Origin of the sequence: Dactylosporangium sp. CA-152071 (assembly GCF_050936335.1) — a bacterium.
Taxonomy (GTDB): Bacteria; Actinomycetota; Actinomycetes; order Mycobacteriales; family Micromonosporaceae; genus Dactylosporangium; species Dactylosporangium maewongense.
On record NZ_JBNJMZ010000001.1, the window covers coordinates 7,534,123 to 7,550,247 of the forward strand.

General features: G+C 71.0%; 18 protein-coding genes. 12 read left to right on the top strand and 6 right to left on the bottom strand.

The genetic code is table 11. From position 1 onward, the window contains the following. The 6 genes from ACQEVZ_RS33905 (at position 1) to ACQEVZ_RS33930 (ending at position 4,629) form a co-directional block, all read left to right on the top strand. The gene (locus ACQEVZ_RS33905; RefSeq protein ID WP_433374057.1) at positions 1–402 is read left to right on the top strand and encodes an acyl-CoA thioesterase; all 402 of its coding nucleotides are present in this window, start codon (positions 1–3) and stop codon (positions 400–402) included. A gap of 10 nt (positions 403–412) precedes the next feature. Continuing rightward, positions 413–1,045 carry a hypothetical protein gene (locus tag ACQEVZ_RS33910; protein WP_433374060.1) on the top strand — a complete coding sequence of 211 codons (633 nt, stop codon included), beginning with the start codon at positions 413–415 and terminating at the stop codon, positions 1,043–1,045. Positions 1,046–1,215: 170 nt separating this feature from the next. Next, complete coding sequence (locus tag ACQEVZ_RS33915; RefSeq protein ID WP_354891200.1) at positions 1,216–1,770, top strand: YbjN domain-containing protein; 555 nt, start codon at positions 1,216–1,218, stop codon at positions 1,768–1,770. 132 nt (positions 1,771–1,902) lie between these two features. After that, positions 1,903–3,783 carry a translation elongation factor 4 gene (lepA, locus tag ACQEVZ_RS33920; RefSeq protein ID WP_433374064.1) on the top strand — a complete coding sequence of 627 codons (1,881 nt, stop codon included), beginning with the start codon at positions 1,903–1,905 and terminating at the stop codon, positions 3,781–3,783. A 41-nt stretch (positions 3,784–3,824) separates the two neighbouring features. Then, a complete protein-coding gene (locus ACQEVZ_RS33925; protein WP_344511991.1) occupies positions 3,825–4,280 on the top strand; it encodes an NUDIX hydrolase in 456 nt (151 codons plus the stop codon). Between the two features lie 67 nt (positions 4,281–4,347). Then, the gene (locus ACQEVZ_RS33930) at positions 4,348–4,629 is read left to right on the top strand and encodes a GlsB/YeaQ/YmgE family stress response membrane protein (RefSeq protein WP_360566015.1); all 282 of its coding nucleotides are present in this window, start codon (positions 4,348–4,350) and stop codon (positions 4,627–4,629) included. A gap of 134 nt (positions 4,630–4,763) precedes the next feature. Here the strand turns inward: ACQEVZ_RS33930 and ACQEVZ_RS33935 are convergent, their stop codons facing one another. From ACQEVZ_RS33935 to ACQEVZ_RS33945, 3 genes are all read right to left on the bottom strand, one after another. Beyond that, positions 4,764–5,684, bottom strand: coding sequence for a phytanoyl-CoA dioxygenase family protein (locus ACQEVZ_RS33935; protein WP_344511987.1), 921 nt, complete (start codon positions 5,682–5,684; stop codon positions 4,764–4,766). 124 nt (positions 5,685–5,808) lie between these two features. Continuing rightward, the gene (locus ACQEVZ_RS33940) at positions 5,809–6,699 is read right to left on the bottom strand and encodes a hypothetical protein (RefSeq protein ID WP_433374069.1); all 891 of its coding nucleotides are present in this window, start codon (positions 6,697–6,699) and stop codon (positions 5,809–5,811) included. A 92-nt stretch (positions 6,700–6,791) separates the two neighbouring features. Next, positions 6,792–7,568, bottom strand: coding sequence for an enoyl-CoA hydratase family protein (locus tag ACQEVZ_RS33945; protein ID WP_433374072.1), 777 nt, complete (start codon positions 7,566–7,568; stop codon positions 6,792–6,794). Between the two features lie 17 nt (positions 7,569–7,585). Here ACQEVZ_RS33945 and hemW point away from each other — a divergent pair, with 17 nt between their 5' ends. Beyond that, the gene (gene hemW, locus ACQEVZ_RS33950) at positions 7,586–8,782 is read left to right on the top strand and encodes a radical SAM family heme chaperone HemW (protein ID WP_433374075.1); all 1,197 of its coding nucleotides are present in this window, start codon (positions 7,586–7,588) and stop codon (positions 8,780–8,782) included. Between the two features lie 78 nt (positions 8,783–8,860). On the opposite strand, the gene ACQEVZ_RS33955 is transcribed toward hemW, so the two are convergent. Further along, entirely contained in the window at positions 8,861–9,478 is a 618-nt protein-coding gene (locus ACQEVZ_RS33955) for a DUF4870 domain-containing protein (protein ID WP_344511979.1), read from the bottom strand. Between the two features lie 184 nt (positions 9,479–9,662). Here ACQEVZ_RS33955 and hrcA point away from each other — a divergent pair, with 184 nt between their 5' ends. The 3 genes from hrcA to ACQEVZ_RS33970 are packed head-to-tail and all read left to right on the top strand — an operon-like array spanning position 9,663 to position 12,534. Next, positions 9,663–10,685, top strand: a complete 1,023-nt coding sequence (gene hrcA, locus ACQEVZ_RS33960) for a heat-inducible transcriptional repressor HrcA (protein ID WP_344511977.1) — start codon at positions 9,663–9,665, stop codon at positions 10,683–10,685. 32 nt (positions 10,686–10,717) lie between these two features. Beyond that, a complete protein-coding gene (dnaJ, locus tag ACQEVZ_RS33965; RefSeq protein ID WP_344511975.1) occupies positions 10,718–11,842 on the top strand; it encodes a molecular chaperone DnaJ in 1,125 nt (374 codons plus the stop codon). Then, positions 11,839–12,534: a 16S rRNA (uracil(1498)-N(3))-methyltransferase gene (locus tag ACQEVZ_RS33970; protein ID WP_344511973.1), complete on the top strand. Its 696-nt coding sequence runs from the start codon at positions 11,839–11,841 to the stop codon at positions 12,532–12,534. The genes dnaJ and ACQEVZ_RS33970 overlap by 4 nt, the downstream gene beginning before the upstream one ends. 7 nt (positions 12,535–12,541) lie before the next feature. Here ACQEVZ_RS33970 and ACQEVZ_RS33975 read toward each other — a convergent pair whose 3' ends face one another. Beyond that, positions 12,542–13,279, bottom strand: a complete 738-nt coding sequence (locus ACQEVZ_RS33975) for an SDR family NAD(P)-dependent oxidoreductase (protein ID WP_344511971.1) — start codon at positions 13,277–13,279, stop codon at positions 12,542–12,544. 42 nt (positions 13,280–13,321) lie between these two features. Here ACQEVZ_RS33975 and ACQEVZ_RS33980 point away from each other — a divergent pair, with 42 nt between their 5' ends. Further along, on the top strand, positions 13,322–13,672 hold the full coding sequence (locus ACQEVZ_RS33980; protein ID WP_433374081.1) for a histidine triad nucleotide-binding protein: 351 nt from the start codon (positions 13,322–13,324) through the stop codon (positions 13,670–13,672). After that, the gene (locus tag ACQEVZ_RS33985) at positions 13,669–15,018 is read left to right on the top strand and encodes a serine hydrolase domain-containing protein (RefSeq protein WP_344511967.1); all 1,350 of its coding nucleotides are present in this window, start codon (positions 13,669–13,671) and stop codon (positions 15,016–15,018) included. The genes ACQEVZ_RS33980 and ACQEVZ_RS33985 overlap by 4 nt, the downstream gene beginning before the upstream one ends. Positions 15,019–15,116: 98 nt before the next feature. Here the strand turns inward: ACQEVZ_RS33985 and ACQEVZ_RS33990 are convergent, their stop codons facing one another. Next, complete coding sequence (locus tag ACQEVZ_RS33990; protein WP_344511965.1) at positions 15,117–15,887, bottom strand: VOC family protein; 771 nt, start codon at positions 15,885–15,887, stop codon at positions 15,117–15,119. Positions 15,888–16,125 lie beyond the last annotated feature (238 nt).

The following is a 16,125-nucleotide window of genomic DNA, read 5'->3' on the forward strand; positions in this document are numbered from 1 at the left end:
GTGGCCCGCTTCGTCTACCACTGCGCCCTGCGCTGGTCCGACCTGGACGCGTACGGGCACGTCAACAACGCGCGCTTCCTCACCCTGTACGAGGAAGCGCGCGTGGCATTGATGTTCACCGCGGCGAAGTCGGCCGGGTTGCAGACGTTCGAGGACGGCATCGTCATCTCACGTCATGAGATCGACTACCTGCGGCCCATCGACTACGGCGATCCCGTGCGCATCGAGCTGTGGCTGGAGGAGATCAAGGCGAGTCGATTGACGGTCGCCTACGAGCTCTTCGACGGCGACGTGGTCGCGTCCCGCGCGCGGACCGTCTGCGTGCCCTTCGACCTTGCCGCCGGCCGGCCGCGCCGGGTCAAGGACATCGAGCGCGAGTTCTTGTCCCCGTGGCTCGGTTAGCGGGCGCTCCGTGGCTTGGTTGGACGGCCTCGGGGCCGCGGACGCCCGGGCATTCCTGGCCCGGGCGGTCCGGCTCGACGCCGGCGCGATGGTCCGGCTGCGGCCGGCCGGTGACGACCGCGTCACCCTCTGGTCACGCCTGCCGTGGGGCGTCCTGGTGAGCCGCGGCGTCCCCGGACACGTCGACGGCGATCACACCGTCCTGGCCCGCGAGCTGCTGGTGATGCTCGATGACCAGCTTCCCGCATTCCGGGACAGCGAGTGGCGGTGGTCCATCCCCGGCGACGCGGGTGTGGTCGTGGAGCGCATCCCGGGTGCCGACATCCGGCGGGTCGGGGCGGCCGCGGCGGACACGTTGCGGACCGCCGCCGCGGAGGGCGTGGGTGGCCGCGCGGTCGGCTCCCGGGTGCTCCGCGACGCGCTGCTCGATCATGTGCCGATCGTCGTGACGACTGACGGCGGGGAGCGGGTCGAGATACCCCAACGGCTCGTGCAGGCGGTCGTGCGAATGGGGTTCATGACGAGCGAACGTGCACCTGCACGAGACTTCGTCGATGTTCGGAAATCGGGTCCATGGACGGCTCTGGCCTGCGCATATGGCTCAGCCTGGCATCGTGCTGCCAAGACTCTCTTCATCGGATAGACGGTGGTAAGACCCTCACCCGAACGGGTGGGGCGAGGGTGAAATTGGGGGCTGCTGAAACTCGTCCGAACGGGTACCGTCCTCATTCGGGTCCACCGCCGAGCGAAATCACTCGGCGACGGACCGCAATTGCGGGTGGAGGCCACGGGGGAGCTAGGGAGCGCGGGACGATGCCAAAGTGGCCATGGCGTGCCGAGCAGACGGACGGGTCGCAGACCGACACGACCGTCGCGCAGCTGGCACGGGAAGAGCCGATTCCGGTGACCGACGCGGTGTGCGACGGAGCCCCGGACGTGGGTGCGGGCGTGATCGCACCGGTGACGTTGCTGCGGGTCGCTGAGGCCCTCGAGCAGCTGGAGATTCGATACCTGACAGATGGGGATGGCAGCCTTCTCGCGCTGTGGGAGCGCCACGCTGTGCTGTTCGCCCTCGAGGGGCCGTCGGACGAGATCCTCGTCGTGCGTGCCAGGCCGCATGCCACGGTGCCCCCGGACTGGGCCGACCGGTCCTACCGGGTGGTCAACGAGTGGAACCACACACGCCGCTTCTACAAGGCCTACGTCGGCGACCCCACCGACCGCGGCCAGCTCCCGATCTACGCCGAGATGCAGGTGCCCCTGCTGTCCGGTGCCCATCCCGAGCTCATCGCCGAGCTCGTCGACTGTGCGGCCGTCGTCGCGATGGGGTTCGTCGACTGGCTGCACGACGAGGGCGCACTGCTCTGACGCTGCTGTGTGCCCCGCCTTTTCCGGACATTTCCGGTAACGGCGGGGCCTCGTACCGGCGCCGCTTCGACGTGATCCGTGGGCATGGGACGATAGGGGTCTGATCCCCGCCAACTCGGAGAACGGACGCCTGTGCCACCGACGAACGACCCCGGCGTGAACCGTCCCGGTGCCACCGTGCCGGACCGGATCCGCAACTTCTGCATCATCGCGCACATCGACCACGGCAAGTCGACGCTGGCCGACAGGATGCTGCAGCTGACCGAGGTGGTCGACGCTCGGCAGATGCGGGCCCAGTATCTCGACCGCATGGACATCGAGCGCGAGCGCGGCATCACCATCAAGAGCCAGGCCGTCCGCATGCCGTGGCGGGTCCGCGAGGGGGACCTGACCGGCGAGCAGTTCGTGCTCAACATGATCGACACCCCGGGCCACGTCGACTTCACCTATGAGGTCTCCCGCAGCCTGGCCGCCTGCGAGGGCGCGGTGCTGCTGGTCGACGCGGCGCAGGGCATCGAGGCGCAGACGCTCGCCAACCTGTACCTCGCGCTCGAGAACGACATGACGATCGTCCCGGTGCTCAACAAGATCGACCTGCCGGCCGCGCAGCCCGAGAAGTACGCCGAGGAGCTCGCCCACCTGATCGGCTGCGAGCCCGACGACTGCCTGCGCGTGTCGGGCAAGACCGGCGTCGGCGTGGCGCACCTGCTCGACGAGATCGTGCGCCAGCTGCCCACCCCCGGCGTCGGCAGCGACAACGGCACGGCCCGCGCGATGATCTTCGACTCGGTGTATGACGTGTACCGCGGCGTCGTCACGTACGTCAGGGTCGTCGACGGCCGGCTCGGCGCCCGCGACCGGATCAAGATGATGTCGACCGGCGCGGTCCACGAGCTGCTGGAGATCGGCGTCATCTCGCCCGAGCCGATCAAGAGCGACGGGCTCGGCGCCGGCGAGGTGGGCTACCTCATCACCGGCGTGAAGGACGTGCGCCAGTCCCGGGTCGGTGACACGGTCACCATCAACGCCAAGCCGGCCACCGAGCCGCTCGGCGGCTACAAGGACCCGAAGCCGATGGTCTACTCGGGGCTCTACCCGATCGACGGCTCGGACTATCCGCTGCTGCGCGACGCGCTGGACAAGCTCAAGCTCAACGACGCCGCCCTGGTGTACGAGCCGGAGACCAGCGCCGCGCTCGGCTTCGGCTTCCGGTGCGGCTTCCTCGGCCTGCTGCACCTGGAGATCATCCAGGAGCGCCTCGAACGCGAGTTCAACCTCGACCTGATCTCCACCGCGCCCAACGTGGTCTACCGGGTGATCATGGAGGACGGCAAGGAGCACGCCGTCACCAACCCGAGCGAGTTCCCCGACGGCAAGAGCAGCAACATCTACGAGCCGACCGTCCGGGCCACCGTCCTGACCCCCAACGACTTCGTCGGCGCCGTCATGGAGCTGTGCCAGAGCCGCCGCGGCTCCCTGCAGGGCATGGACTACCTGTCGGCCGACCGCGTCGAGCTGCGCTACACGCTGCCGCTGGGCGAGATCATCTACGACTTCTTCGACCAGCTGAAGAGCCGCACCAAGGGCTACGCCAGCCTCGACTACGAGCCCAGCGGGGAACAGCAGGCCGACCTGGTGAAGGTCGACATCCTCCTGCACGGCGAGCCCGTGGACGCCTTCAGCTCGATCGTGCACAAGGACAAGGCGTACAACTACGGCGTCACCATCGCCTCCAAGCTGCAGAAGCTCATCCCGCGCCAGCAGTTCGAGGTGCCGATCCAGGCCGCGATCGGCAGCCGGATCATCGCCCGCGAGACGATCCGCGCCATCCGCAAGGACGTGCTCGCCAAGTGCTACGGCGGTGACATCAGCCGGAAGCGCAAGCTGCTGGAGAAGCAGAAGGAAGGCAAGAAGCGGATGAAGATGGTCGGCCGCGTGGAGGTGCCGCAGGAGGCGTTCATCGCCGCACTGTCCACGTCCGACGCCCCCACCGCGGACAAGCCGAAGAAGTGAAGCACTGCCCCCGTTGCGGGGCGTCCACGGACGCCCCGCCGGTGGAGTGCGCCACCTGCGGCTACGAGGTCTTCCTCAACCCCCGCCCGACCGGCACCGCCATAATCTTCGACGACGCCGACCGCTTCGTCGTCATCCGCCGCGCCCGCCCGCCGCAGGTCGGCTGGTGGGACCTGCCCGGCGGCTTCTGCGACGGCTGGGAGCACCCCCGCGACGCGGCGGTCCGCGAGGCCCGCGAAGAGCTCGGCGTCGAGGTCCGTCTCGGCGACTTCGTCGGCATGTGGATCGGCACCTACGAGTACCAGAACGAACAGCTGTCCGTCCTGGACTGCTTCTGGCTGGCCCGGCTGGCCCCCGGCGCCACCATCACCCTCGACACGTCCGAAGGCACCGAGTACGCCTGGGTGCCTTTGTCCGATCCGCCCCCTCTCGCGTTCATCACGATGGAGTCGGCCATACGCGAGGTTCGTCGATCGCCGGGGCGTTTGGTCCCCTGAGGTCACGGGCAATAAGAGCGCAACCGCAACTGCAATCCCCCAGGTTGAGGCTCTGAAGGAGGACACCGTGACTGTCACCGGAATCATCACGGCACTGATCGTCGGCCTGATCGTCGGTGCGCTCGGGCGCCTGGTCGTCCCCGGCCGCCAGAACATCCCGATCTGGCTGACCATGGTGATCGGCGTGGTCGCCGCCCTGCTCGGCACCGTCATCGCGAACGCCATCGGCATCTCCACCGACACCCCCGGTGTCGACTGGGGCGAGCTGCTGATCCAGGTGCTGGTCGCCGCGGTCGGTGTGGCCCTGGTGGTCGGCGTGTCCGGTCGCGGGCGCCGCAGCACCCTGTAACACCCCCATCGCGTCAGGCCCCCAGCCTCCCCGGACTGGGGGCCTTCGCGCGCCATGACCCCGGTGGACGCGGAGCGGCCGTGCGCCTCAGGGGTTGAGGGGCACGGCCGCTTCGGTCAGGCAGGGGGGTAAAGCTAGCGGAGCCAGGGGATGGAGCGGTCGAGGAGGCCGCGGGTCTTGAGCTCCTTGCGGAGGGGGATCTCCTCGTCGATGTAGCCGTTCCAGTTGATGCCCCAGTAGTTGGCCGTGTGCGTGGCCTCGCCCAGGAGCTGGCGCTGGACGGGGGTGCGGTTGGCCCACCACTCGCCGTCGTAGTCGATCGGCATGTCGTCGAGGTTGCGGATCCACCGGTACGTGTAACCGATGAACAGCATCTTGCGGGTGATCTCGGAGTAGTTGGGCGACCGGGAGTGCCAGAGGCGCCGGTCGAAGATGAAGCAGTCGCCCGGGTTGGCCGTGATCTCCACGGTGCCCTCGGGGTCGGGGTTCTCGACCGTGGTGTCGGCCGGGCGGGGCAGCGAGTTCCAGAGGTGGCTGCCCGGGATGACCTTGGTGGCGCCGCGGCCCTGCTCCGAGAGGTCGGAGATGACGTAGGCGATCTTCAGCGAGAACATGGGCCGCGGGAGGTTCGGGTCCATGGTCTCGGGGTCGGAGTTCTGCCGGTACCCGTCCTGGTGCCAGCCCCACGAGGGAGCTTCCGTCATCGCCGCCGGCGGGGTGATGTCGAGGTGGTTGTGGTGCGTGTAGATGTTCCAGCCGGCCAGGCCCCACATGTACGGGAAGAGGGTCGGCTGGGTCAGCAGGTGCCCGAACAGCTCGTCACGGTTCAGGAAGCCCAGCAGGTGCAGCGTGCCGTCCTTCTTCATGCTGCTGGAGCCGGCCGCCTGCTCCTCGGCGTAGACCCGGTCCATGGCGGCTTCGAGCTGCGCGCGGTGGTCTTCCTTCAACACGTTGCGGACCAGCAGGAAGCCCTGGTCCAGGAATTCCTTGCGGTCGGCCTCGCTGATCGGCTCATAGCCGGTCAGACCGCCGTAGTCGGGTGCAGCGGACGTCATGTCCTCCCCTTACTTTCGTCAACCAGGGAACGACCGATGGTAACGCGAGGTGTACAACGGACCGAGTCGGGAGTTCTCCACCGGACAGTGCGAAATCCCGTCCGAACGGCGTGCAACCTGCGCGTCAGTAGACCTCGGCGACGACGCGGTCGCCGCCGGCGCCGCCACGCTGCGTGATCCGGGCCCAGCTGCCGCTCTTCGCGGTCCACTCCATGTCGTTGAACGCGACCCGCTTGACGCCGTGGTCCTGGGCGTGGGCGACCATCCAGTGCGCGTACTGCCAGCCGGTCTTCTGCTCGCGGACCTTGAGCGCGACCCCGACGAGGTCGGTGACGTCGGCGGTGCTGACGTTGCCCCAGTCGAGCTTTACGCCGGCGGCGAGGGTCTGCGCGGCCTCGACGCCGTGGCTGGAGGACTCGGTGACGGTGCAGGAGACGGCGCCGGTGGCCTCGCCGCTCAGGGCGCGGGCCATGATCTCCGACTCGTCGACCCACTTCTCGTACGCCTCGGGATGGGCGCTGCGCTGCACCTCCTGCGCGGCGTCGGTGACGCGCATCTTCTCCCAGCCCTTGACCTTCAGCAGGGCGGTGTAGAAGGCGTTCGCCGCGTAGCGCGGGTCGGCGATCTGCTCGGGCTTGCCCCAGCCCTGGCTGGGCCGCTGCTGGAAGAGGCCGATCGAGTCGCGGTCGCCGCCGGCGAGGTTCTCCAGCTTCGACTCCTGCCACGCGGTGGCGAGGGCCACGACCAGCGCCCGCCGGGGCACGCCGCGGCGCAGGCCGACGGCGGTGATGGTGGCGGCGTTGGCGACCTGCTCCGAGTCCAGCGGCACGGAGGTGACGGTCGAGGAGGAGCCGGACGACGCGACGGGCGCGCTGCCGGCGTCGATGACGCAGGCGCGGCCGGGCGGCAGCAGCGCCGGCAGGTGGTCGCCGAGCTTCTGCAGCAGTGCGTAGATGCCGGCGGTCGCGACGATGCCGAGCACCACGATCGCGATCAGCACGTGTCGTGTACGCATCGTCACCTCCTGACCTGAGAACTCGACCAGCGTACGTCCCACCCGCCACCACATCCCCGCGCTACACACCGGGACGGGACGGGTCCGGCCGTTCAGGCGACGCCGTCAGGGATCCAGTTTGGGTCTCGTTTGTCCCGGAATGCCATGATTCCCTCGATTCCCTCGGCGGAACCGAAATACGACACGGAAAGTTCCGTCATGGCCGCCAGCTCGTCACGGAACGTGTCGGCTTTCCGTCGCCGGAGCAGTTCCTTCGTGCCGCGCAGGGCGCCCGGCGCTCCCCGTGCCAGCGACGCGACGAACGCCGAGACGGCCTCGTCGACCTGGTCGGCGGCGACGGCGGCGGTGACCAGACCGATCTCGCGGGCCCGGGCGCCGTCGAACGTCGCCCCCGTCAGGAACAGCTCCGCGGCGGCGCGCGGGGACAGCCGCGGCAGCACCGTGGCGGAGATCACGGCCGGGATGACGCCGATGCGCACCTCGGAGAACGCGAATGTCGCCTCGAGCGAGCAGACCGCGATGTCGGCGGCGGCGATGAGGCCCAGGCCACCCGCGCGGGCGGGTCCGGTGAGCCGCGCGACGACGGGCTTCGGGCACTCCCAGATCGCGGTCAGCACCTCGCCGAGCCGGTTGATCGGCGGCTTGCCCGAGCCGAACGCGGCCGCGGTCTCCTTCAGGTCCGCGCCCGAGCAGAAGACCGGCCCGGTGTGGGTGAGCACGACGACCCGCACGGTGTCGTCCGCGGTGGCGGCGGCGAGCGCAGCGAGAAGCTCCTCGATCAGGGCCGTCGACAGCGCGTTGCGGTTGGCGGGGCTGTCGAGCGTGACCGTCGCCACGCCATGCGCCGTCTGTGACCGTACGAGTGGCATGCGGGCACACTAGTGAAATGCCCGGAACACTGCCAGAAGGTGAGCCGATCCCGCGGGACGGCGCGCTGCCCGACGGGGTCGCCGACGCGGCGGGGGAGGCGGGGTTCGGGGTCTACGTCCACGTCCCGTTCTGCGCGTCCCGCTGCGGGTACTGCGACTTCAACACGTACACCGCCGACGAGGGCGTCCTGAGCGCCGGCTATGCCGAGCAGGTCCTCGATGAGCTGGCCCTGGCCGCCAAGGTGGTCGCGCCGCCGCGGGTCGACACGGTCTTCTTCGGTGGCGGCACGCCGACGCTGCTGCCGCCGGCGGAGCTGGCCCGCATCCTCGACGGCATCGACCGCACCTGGGGCCTCGCCGGCGACGCCGAGGTCACCACGGAGGCCAACCCGGAGTCCGTCGACGCGGCGGGGCTGCGGCACCTGCGTGCGGCCGGGTTCAACCGGATCTCCCTGGGCATGCAGTCCGTCGCGCCGGGCGTCCTGGCGGTGCTCGACCGCCGGCACACCCCCGGGCGGCCGGCGGCGGCGGTCGCGGAGGCGCACGCGGCCGGGTTCGAGCGGGTCAACCTGGACCTGATCTACGGCACGCCCGGCGAGCGCCCCGAGGACTTCGCGGCGTCCCTGCGCACCGTGATCGGCTCGGGCGTGGACCACGTGAGCGCGTATGCCCTGATCGTCGAGGACGGGACCCGGCTGGCGGCCCGCATGCGCCGCGGTGAGCTGCCGTACCCGGACGACGACGTGGCCGCCGACCGCTACCTCGCCGCCGAGCAGGCCCTGACGGAGGCCGGGATGACGTGGTACGAGGTGTCGAACTGGTCCCGCGACTCGCCCTGCCGGCACAACGAGCTCTACTGGCGCGGCGGCGACTGGTGGGGCCTCGGGCCCGGCGCGCACAGCCACGTGCGGGGGGTGCGGTGGTGGAACGTGAAGCACCCGCACACGTACGCGGCGCGCCTCGCCGACGGTGCGTCGCCGGGGCACGCGCGGGAGGTGCTGACCGAGGAGGAGCGGCGCTTCGAGGACGTGCTGCTGCGGATCCGGCTCGCCTCGGGCCTGCCCCTGGCCGTCCTGGAGCCGCCGGCGCTGGAGGGCGCCCGCCGCTGCCTCGATGACGGGCTGCTGGAGGCCGGTCCGTTCGCCGAGGGCCGGGCCGTGCTCACGCTGCGTGGCCGCCTGCTCGCGGACGCCGTGGCCCGCGACCTGACCTGACCTGCCCTGACCTGAACTCAGAGGGGCCGGACATGGCGAGGGGCGGCTCGATGGCCGCCCCTCGAACGATCGGATGCCTTACTTGATGAAGCGGTACGTCATCGGGTAGCGGTACAGCTCGCCGCCGTTGGCCTTCATGCCCGCGATGATCGCGAACACGACGATGACGATCCACGGCACGATGAGCGTGAGGCCGAAGGTGCACACCGACAGCAGGGCGCCCACGAACAGGATGATGCCCCACGTGATGTGGAAGTTCAGCGCCTCGTTGGCGTGCGCCTTGACCGTGGGCGACTCGTTGCCCTTGGCCAGCAGCGCGATGAGCGGGGCGATGAAGCCGATGAAGATGCCACCGAAGTGCGCGATCAGGGCCCAGGTCTTCTCGTCGCTGTTCGCGTAGCCGACCGGGCCGGCGCCGGGGTATCCACCGGGCTGCTGGTATCCGTACTGACCCGGCTGCTGGTAACCGCCGGGCTGCTGGTAGCCACCGGGCTGCTGGTAACCGCCCTGCTGGTAGGCGTTCGGGTCCTGGTAGCCCGCGCCGCTGGTCGGCGGCGGGTAACCTCCACCGGAGACCGGCGGCTGCTGGCCGTAGTCCGGGCCCGGCGGCGGATACTGTGCCCCGCCCGGCATCGAATAGGGGTTGTTGGGGTCCTGCGGCACGCCGTACTCCCCGGGGCGAGGTGGTTCACTCATGGGGGCCACGGTAGGGGTACCGATCAACTATCGCCAGCGACGTGGCATGACTTCTTTGGACAAACTTGGCGCAGACCAGTCCAATAGCGGCGGTTCGCACACATGACGATCATTCCGTGGGCGGCGCGGGCGACGTAGACTGGCACTCACAAAGTGGGAGTGCCAGTTTCTCGAGGAGGTGCGCATGGCTCTCGACGAGCGCAAGCTCGAGGTCCTGCGTGCCATCGTCGAGGACTACGTCGCCACCCAGGAGCCCGTCGGGAGCAAGGCCCTCGTCGAGCGGCACAACCTGCGGGTCTCGCCGGCGACGGTCCGCAACGACATGGCCGTCCTCGAGGAGGAGGGCTATATCCGGCAGCCGCACACGAGCGCCGGTCGCGTGCCCACCGACGCCGGCTACCGGCTCTTCGTCGACAAGCTGTCCCGCGTCAAGCCGCTGAGCCCCGCCGAGCGCCGGGCGATCGAGCGGTTCCTGATCGGCGCCGTCGACCTCGACGACGTCGTGCACCGCACCGTGCGGCTGCTCGCGCAGCTGACCCGGCAGGTCGCCGTCGTGCAGTATCCGAGCCTGTCGCGGGCCAGCGTGCGCCACTTCGAGCTGGTGCCGCTGTCCACCACCCGGCTGATGGTGGTCATGATCGCCGAGACCGGCCGGGTCGAGCAGCGGATGGTCGACCTGCCCGGCCCGATCCTCGCCGACGACGTCACCGAGCTGCGCCGCAGAATCAACGAGAAGCTCGTCGGCAAGCGCCTCGTGGACACCCCGCCACTCGTCCAGGCGCTCGTCGAGGAGTCCGGGCCGAGCCTGCGCCCGCCGATGACCGTCCTGTCGACCGTCCTGCTGGAGACCCTGGTCGAGCGCACCGAGGAGCGGATCGCGCTCGCCGGCACCGCCAACCTGGCCCGCGGCGGCCTGCTGGACTTCCAGGGTTCGCTGCGGCCGATCCTCGAGGCGCTCGAGGAGGAGGTCATCCTGCTCAAGCTCTTCGGCGAGGTCGAGCCGAGCATGACCCGGGTCCGCATCGGCGACGAGAACGAGATCGAGGACCTGCGCAGCGCGTCGATCGTGGCGACCGGCTATGGGCCGGGCTCCATCGTGGTGGGCGGCATGGGTGTGCTCGGGCCGACGCGGATGGACTACCCCGGAAACATCGCCACGGTGCGTGCCGTGGCACGCTACGTCGGCGATCTGCTGGGACAAGGTTGAACCTCATGGACGAGTCAGGGGCATAGGACTCAGTGGCGAAGGACTACTACGGAATTCTCGGTGTCAAACGGGACTCCACGGCCGACGAGATCAAGCGCGCTTACCGGCGGCTGGCGCGCGAGTTCCACCCGGACGTCAATCCCGATCCTGTGGCACAGGAGAAGTTCAAGGAGATCAACGCGGCCTACGAGGTGCTGTCCGACCCGCGTAAGCGGGAGATGGTCGACCTCGGCGGCGACCCGCTCGCGCCCGGTGGCGGCGGGGCCGGCCCGCAGGGCGGGGCGTTCGTAGGGTTCCAGGACATCATGGACGCGTTCTTCGGCACGACCGCCAGCCGCGGGCCTCGCCCGCGGATCCGGCCGGGCGCCGACGCGATCCTGCGGCTGGACCTCGACCTGCACGAGACCGCGTTCGGTGTCGAGGCGCCGATCACCGTCGACACCGCCGTCGTGTGCAGCACCTGCACCGGCGCCGGCACCGCGCCCAACACCCACCCGACCACCTGCGAGATCTGCGGCGGTCGCGGCGAGGTCCAGTCGGTGCAGCGCACGTTCCTCGGCCAGGTCGTCTCGGCCCGGCCGTGCTCGGCCTGCCAGGGCTTCGGCACCGTCATCCCGCACCCGTGCGCGACGTGCGGCGGCGACGGCCGGGTCCGCACCCGCCGCACGCTGACCGTGAAGATCCCGTCCGGGGTCGAGGACGGCATGCGCATCCGCCTCGCCCAGCAGGGCGAGGTCGGCCCCGGCGGCGGCCCGCCCGGGGACCTCTACGTCGAGATCCACGAGCGCCCGCACGACGTGTATTCCCGCAAGGACGACGACCTGCACTGCCGGGTCACCGTCCCGATGACGGCGGCGGCCCTCGGCACCCGGCTGACGATCAAGACCCTCGACGGCGAGGAGACGGTCGACGTCAAGGCCGGCACCCAGCCCAACCAGACGCTGCGCATCCGCGGCAAGGGCGTCCCGCACCTGCGCGGCACCGGCCGCGGTGACCTGCACGTCCACCTCGACGTGCGCACCCCGACGCGGCTGGAGCCGGAGCAGGAGAAGCTGCTGCGCGACTTCGCCCGCACCCGCGGCGAGGAGGTCGCCGAGCTGTCCAAGCAGGGCGGCTTCTTCTCCCGGGTGCGCGACGCGTTCAACGGACACGCGTGAGCCTTCCGCTCTTCCTGGTCCCCGATCTTCCTGTCGGGGACCACTGGCGGCTCGACGGGCCCGAGGGGCATCACGCGGCCAACGTGCAGCGGCTCTCGCCCGGTGAGGCGCTCCTGCTCTGCGACGGCCGCGGCGGCCTGCGGCAGGCGGTGGTCGCGGCGGCGCACAAGGGTGCGCTCGATCTCGACCTCGGCGAACTGAAGCAGGTCCCCGCGCCCGACCCGAGGATCACCGTGGTGCAGGGGATCGCGAAGGGGGAGCGGGCGGAGCTGGCCGTGCAGCTGATGACGGAGCTCGGCGTCGACCGGATCGTCCCGTGGCAGGCCGCCCGCAGCATCGCGCGGTGGAAGGACGCCAAGCCGGTCGAACGGTGGCGGTCCACGGTCCGCGAGGCGGTCAAGCAGTCCCGCCGCGCCTGGCTGCCCGAGGTCACCGACGCGCGGACCACGAAGCAGCTCTCCCTCACCGGCACCGTCCTGCTGTTGCACGAGGAGGCGTCGGAACCGCTGTCGACCGTCCCTCTCGACGGCGACATCACCCTGGTCGTCGGCCCCGAGGGCGGCATCGCACCGGAGGAGCTCGCCGCGTTCCCCGACGCCGTCCCGGTGCGCCTGGGCCCCGAGGTCCTGCGCACGTCGACGGCGGGCGCCGCCGCCCTGGCCGCCCTGTCGGTCCGCCTCGGCCGCTGGTGAGGACCGCTCAGCGGAAGTAGGAGGCGCCGTTCAGGTCGAGGACGGCGCCCGAGGACCATTCCGAGCCCGCGAGGAACAGCACCGCCTCGGCGACCTCCTCGGGCCGGGCGACCCGGTTGAACGGGCTCTGCGCGCGGATCGCGTCGCCGTCGCCGGTGGCCATGACGGCGTTGCCCATGTCGGTGGCGACGAAGCCCGGGGCGACCGCGTTGACGGCGATGCCGCGAGGGGCCAGGGCCAGGGCGAGGGACTGGGTCAGCGAGTTCAGGCCGGCCTTGGCGGCGCCGTACGCCGGGTAGCGGGGTTCGCCGCGGTACGCGCCGCGCGAGGAGACGTTGACGATCCGGCCGCCCTCGCCGAGGTGGCGGGCGGCGCACCAGCAGACGTTGGCGGGGCCGGTCAGGTTGGCGGCCAGGGTCACCTGCCAGGCGGCCTGCCAGGTGGCGTAGTCGTCGGTGAGGATCGGGTGCTCGACGGCGACGGCGGCGTTGTTGACGACCACGTCGAGGCCGCCGAGGGAGAGCGCCGCGCCGTCGACGAAGGCCTGGACGGCGGCGGGGTCGGTCAGGTCGCCGGAGACGATCACGTGACCGTCGCCGGGCAGCGCCGCCCGGACCTTCTCGGCGAGGTCCGCCGAGTCGCGGTGGTGCACCGCGACCGTGTCGCCCGCCGCGGCGAACGCGTGCGCGACCGCCTCGCCGATGCCGCGGGATGCCCCTGTCACCAACACCTTGCGTCCAGCCATGGCAGCACCGTACAAGGGCCGCAGGACACATACGATGCGACTGTGACTGATGACTGCCTGTTCTGCCGCATCGTCGCGGGCGAGATCCCGGCGACCGTGGTCCACGAGACCGACGACACCCTGGCGTTCCGCGACATCGACCCGAAGGCGCCCACGCACGTGCTGGTGATCCCGAGGGCGCATCACGCCGACGTCGCCGCGCTCGTCGCCGCCGACCCGGCGCTCGCCGGGAAGGTGCTCGCCGCCTGCGCCGCGGTGGCGGAGCAGGAGGGGCTGACCGGCGACGGGTACCGGCTCATCTTCAACACCGGCCGGTTCGGCGGCCAGGAGGTCTTCCACGTGCACGGGCACGTGCTCGGCGGCCGCCCGCTCGGCCGGATGCTGGCGGCATGACCGCGCTCGAGAAGTACGAGCGGCTCGCCCGTCAGGTCCAGGCCGAGGCCCGCGTTCCGGCGCTGAGCGTCGCGATCCACCGGGCGGACCGGCCGCTGTGGACGTTCACCGTCGGCGCGGACGTCGACGAGCGCAGCCAGCTGCGGATCGGCTCGGTCACCAAGACGTTCACGGCGGTGCTGGTCATGCAGTGCCGCGACGAGGGGCTCCTGGACCTCGACGACCCGATCTCCCGGCACCTGCCGGTGAAGGCGCACGGCGACCTGACCGTCGGCAGGATGCTGTCGCACCTGTCGGGGCTGCAGCGTGAGCCGTTCGGCGACGTCTGGGACACGATGCAGGCGCCCGACGTGGACACGCTGCTCGACCAGCTCGACCGGGCCGAGCGGGTGCTGCCGGCCGGCCGGCGGTTCCACTACTCCAACCTCGCGATCGCGCTGCTCGGGCACCTCGCCGGGCGGCTGCGCGGCGGCACCTGGGAGGAGGTGCTGCGGGAGCGGATCCTCGACCCGCTCGGCCTGGACGACGTCGTCGTCACGCCGGCCCGGCCGGTCGTCGGCTACCAGGTCGACGCCTGGTCCGACTACGCGCACCCGGAGCCCCCGGACGACTTCGGCGCGGTCGGCCCGGCGGCGCAGCTGTGGAGCACCGCCGCGGACCTGGCGAAGTGGGCGGCGTTCCTGGCCGACCCGCGCGCGGTCGACCCTTCCGGCGGCGTCCTGGCGGCGGAGACGGTCGAGGAGATGCGGGCGCCGCGGGCCGTCACCGAGGACGTGCTGTGGGCGCGGGGGATCGGCCTGGGCCTGATCCTGCAGCCGCAGCCCGGCGGCGACCGGATCGTGCACGTCGGGCACGACGGGGCGATGCCGGGGTTCCTCGCCGGCGCCTACGGGCGGGTCGGCGGCGCCGGCACCCCCGCGGCGTTCGGGGCGGCGGCGCTCGGCTCGTCCGGCACCGCCGGTGAGGTCATCGACCTGACGCACCGGCTGCTCGCCGCGGCGGTCGAGAGCGACCCGGCCGACATCGCGCCGTGGCAGCCGGCCGAGCCGCCGCCGCAGCGGTACCGCTCGCTGCTGGGCCGCTGGTGGGGTGAGGGCTTCGAGTACGTCTTCAGCTGGCACTCCGGCGCCCTGCAGGCACGGCAGGCGGACCAGCCCGCGAACCGGCCCCCGGCGGTCTTCGCGCCGGTCGACGGCCAGCCGGACGTGTTCCGCACGGTGTCCGGGCGGGAGGCGGGCGAGCTGCTGCGGCTGACCCGCGCCGGGGACGGCACGGTCGAGCGGCTGCACTGGGCGACGTACCGCTTCACGCGCGGCCAGGAGACGTTCGACAAGTACCGCTTCTGACCGCCGCGGGTCGCTGCGGGTCGCTGCGGGTCGCTGCGGGTCGCTGCGGGCCGCTGCGGGCCGCCCTGCGCCCGGCCGTGCCGCACGGCCGGGCGCGGTCAGCGGGAGATGATCGTGAAGACGGCGCCGTTGGGGTCCACGACGACCGCGATGCGGCCGTGCGGGGAGTCGAACGGCCCGTGCTGCACCTGGCCGCCCGCCGACCGGACCAGGTCGGCGGCGCGGTCGGTGTCGGCGGCGGCGAAGTAGACCATCCAGTGCGGCGGGATGCCCTCCCACGCGTCGGTCATCGTGAGCCGCCCGGCGACGGGATCGGCGTTGCCGAGGCTCCACGCCGTGTAGTCGAACTGCTCGTCGGCCTCGACCCGGGCCTGCCGGTAGCCGAAGAGTCCCTGGTAGAAGGCGTCGACGGGGTCCGGCTCGCGGGTGTTGACCTCCGCCCAGCACAGCGCGCCGTCCTCGTCGAACAGCTGCGAGCCGGTGTGCTGGCCCGGCTCCCACGCGCCGAACGCGGCGCCGGACGGGTCGAGGGCGAAGAGCATCCGGCCGTTGCCCGGGATGTCCATCGGCGCGACGATGATCTTGCCGCCGCCGGCGTCGACCCGGCGGGCGGTGTCCTCCAGGTCGTGTGACATGAGGTACAGGCTCCAGGCGGCGGGCGTCTGCTCCGCGCCGGGCATCGGCGGGCTCATCCCCGCCACGACCTTGCCTTCCTTGAGGCACATGACGTAATGCCCGAAGTCGGCGCCGGTGTCCAGGAACGTCCATCCGAACAGCGCCGAGTAGAACCGCTGGGCGGCGGCGAGGTCGGGGGCGACCAGGTCGGCCCAGCAGGGCTCACCGTCGACGTATCCGCTGCGCTCGACCATCAGGCCTCCCTGTCGATGTGGTCCTCTGCCTCAGTACCACCGGGCGGAGGGGCCTGTCCGGACTTTCAGCGCAAAGGACATGATCGGGCGACAACCAACCGGATATAAAGCCTATAAGGCTTGAACCGGGCATCGGCAAGAAATGGGAACGGCTTCAGGGGCGGTCAGCCGATACCATGAAGAGCCTGGACAACCCCAGCAGGAGCGAGCCCCGGAAGCAGGTGCTTGAGGCCCTACG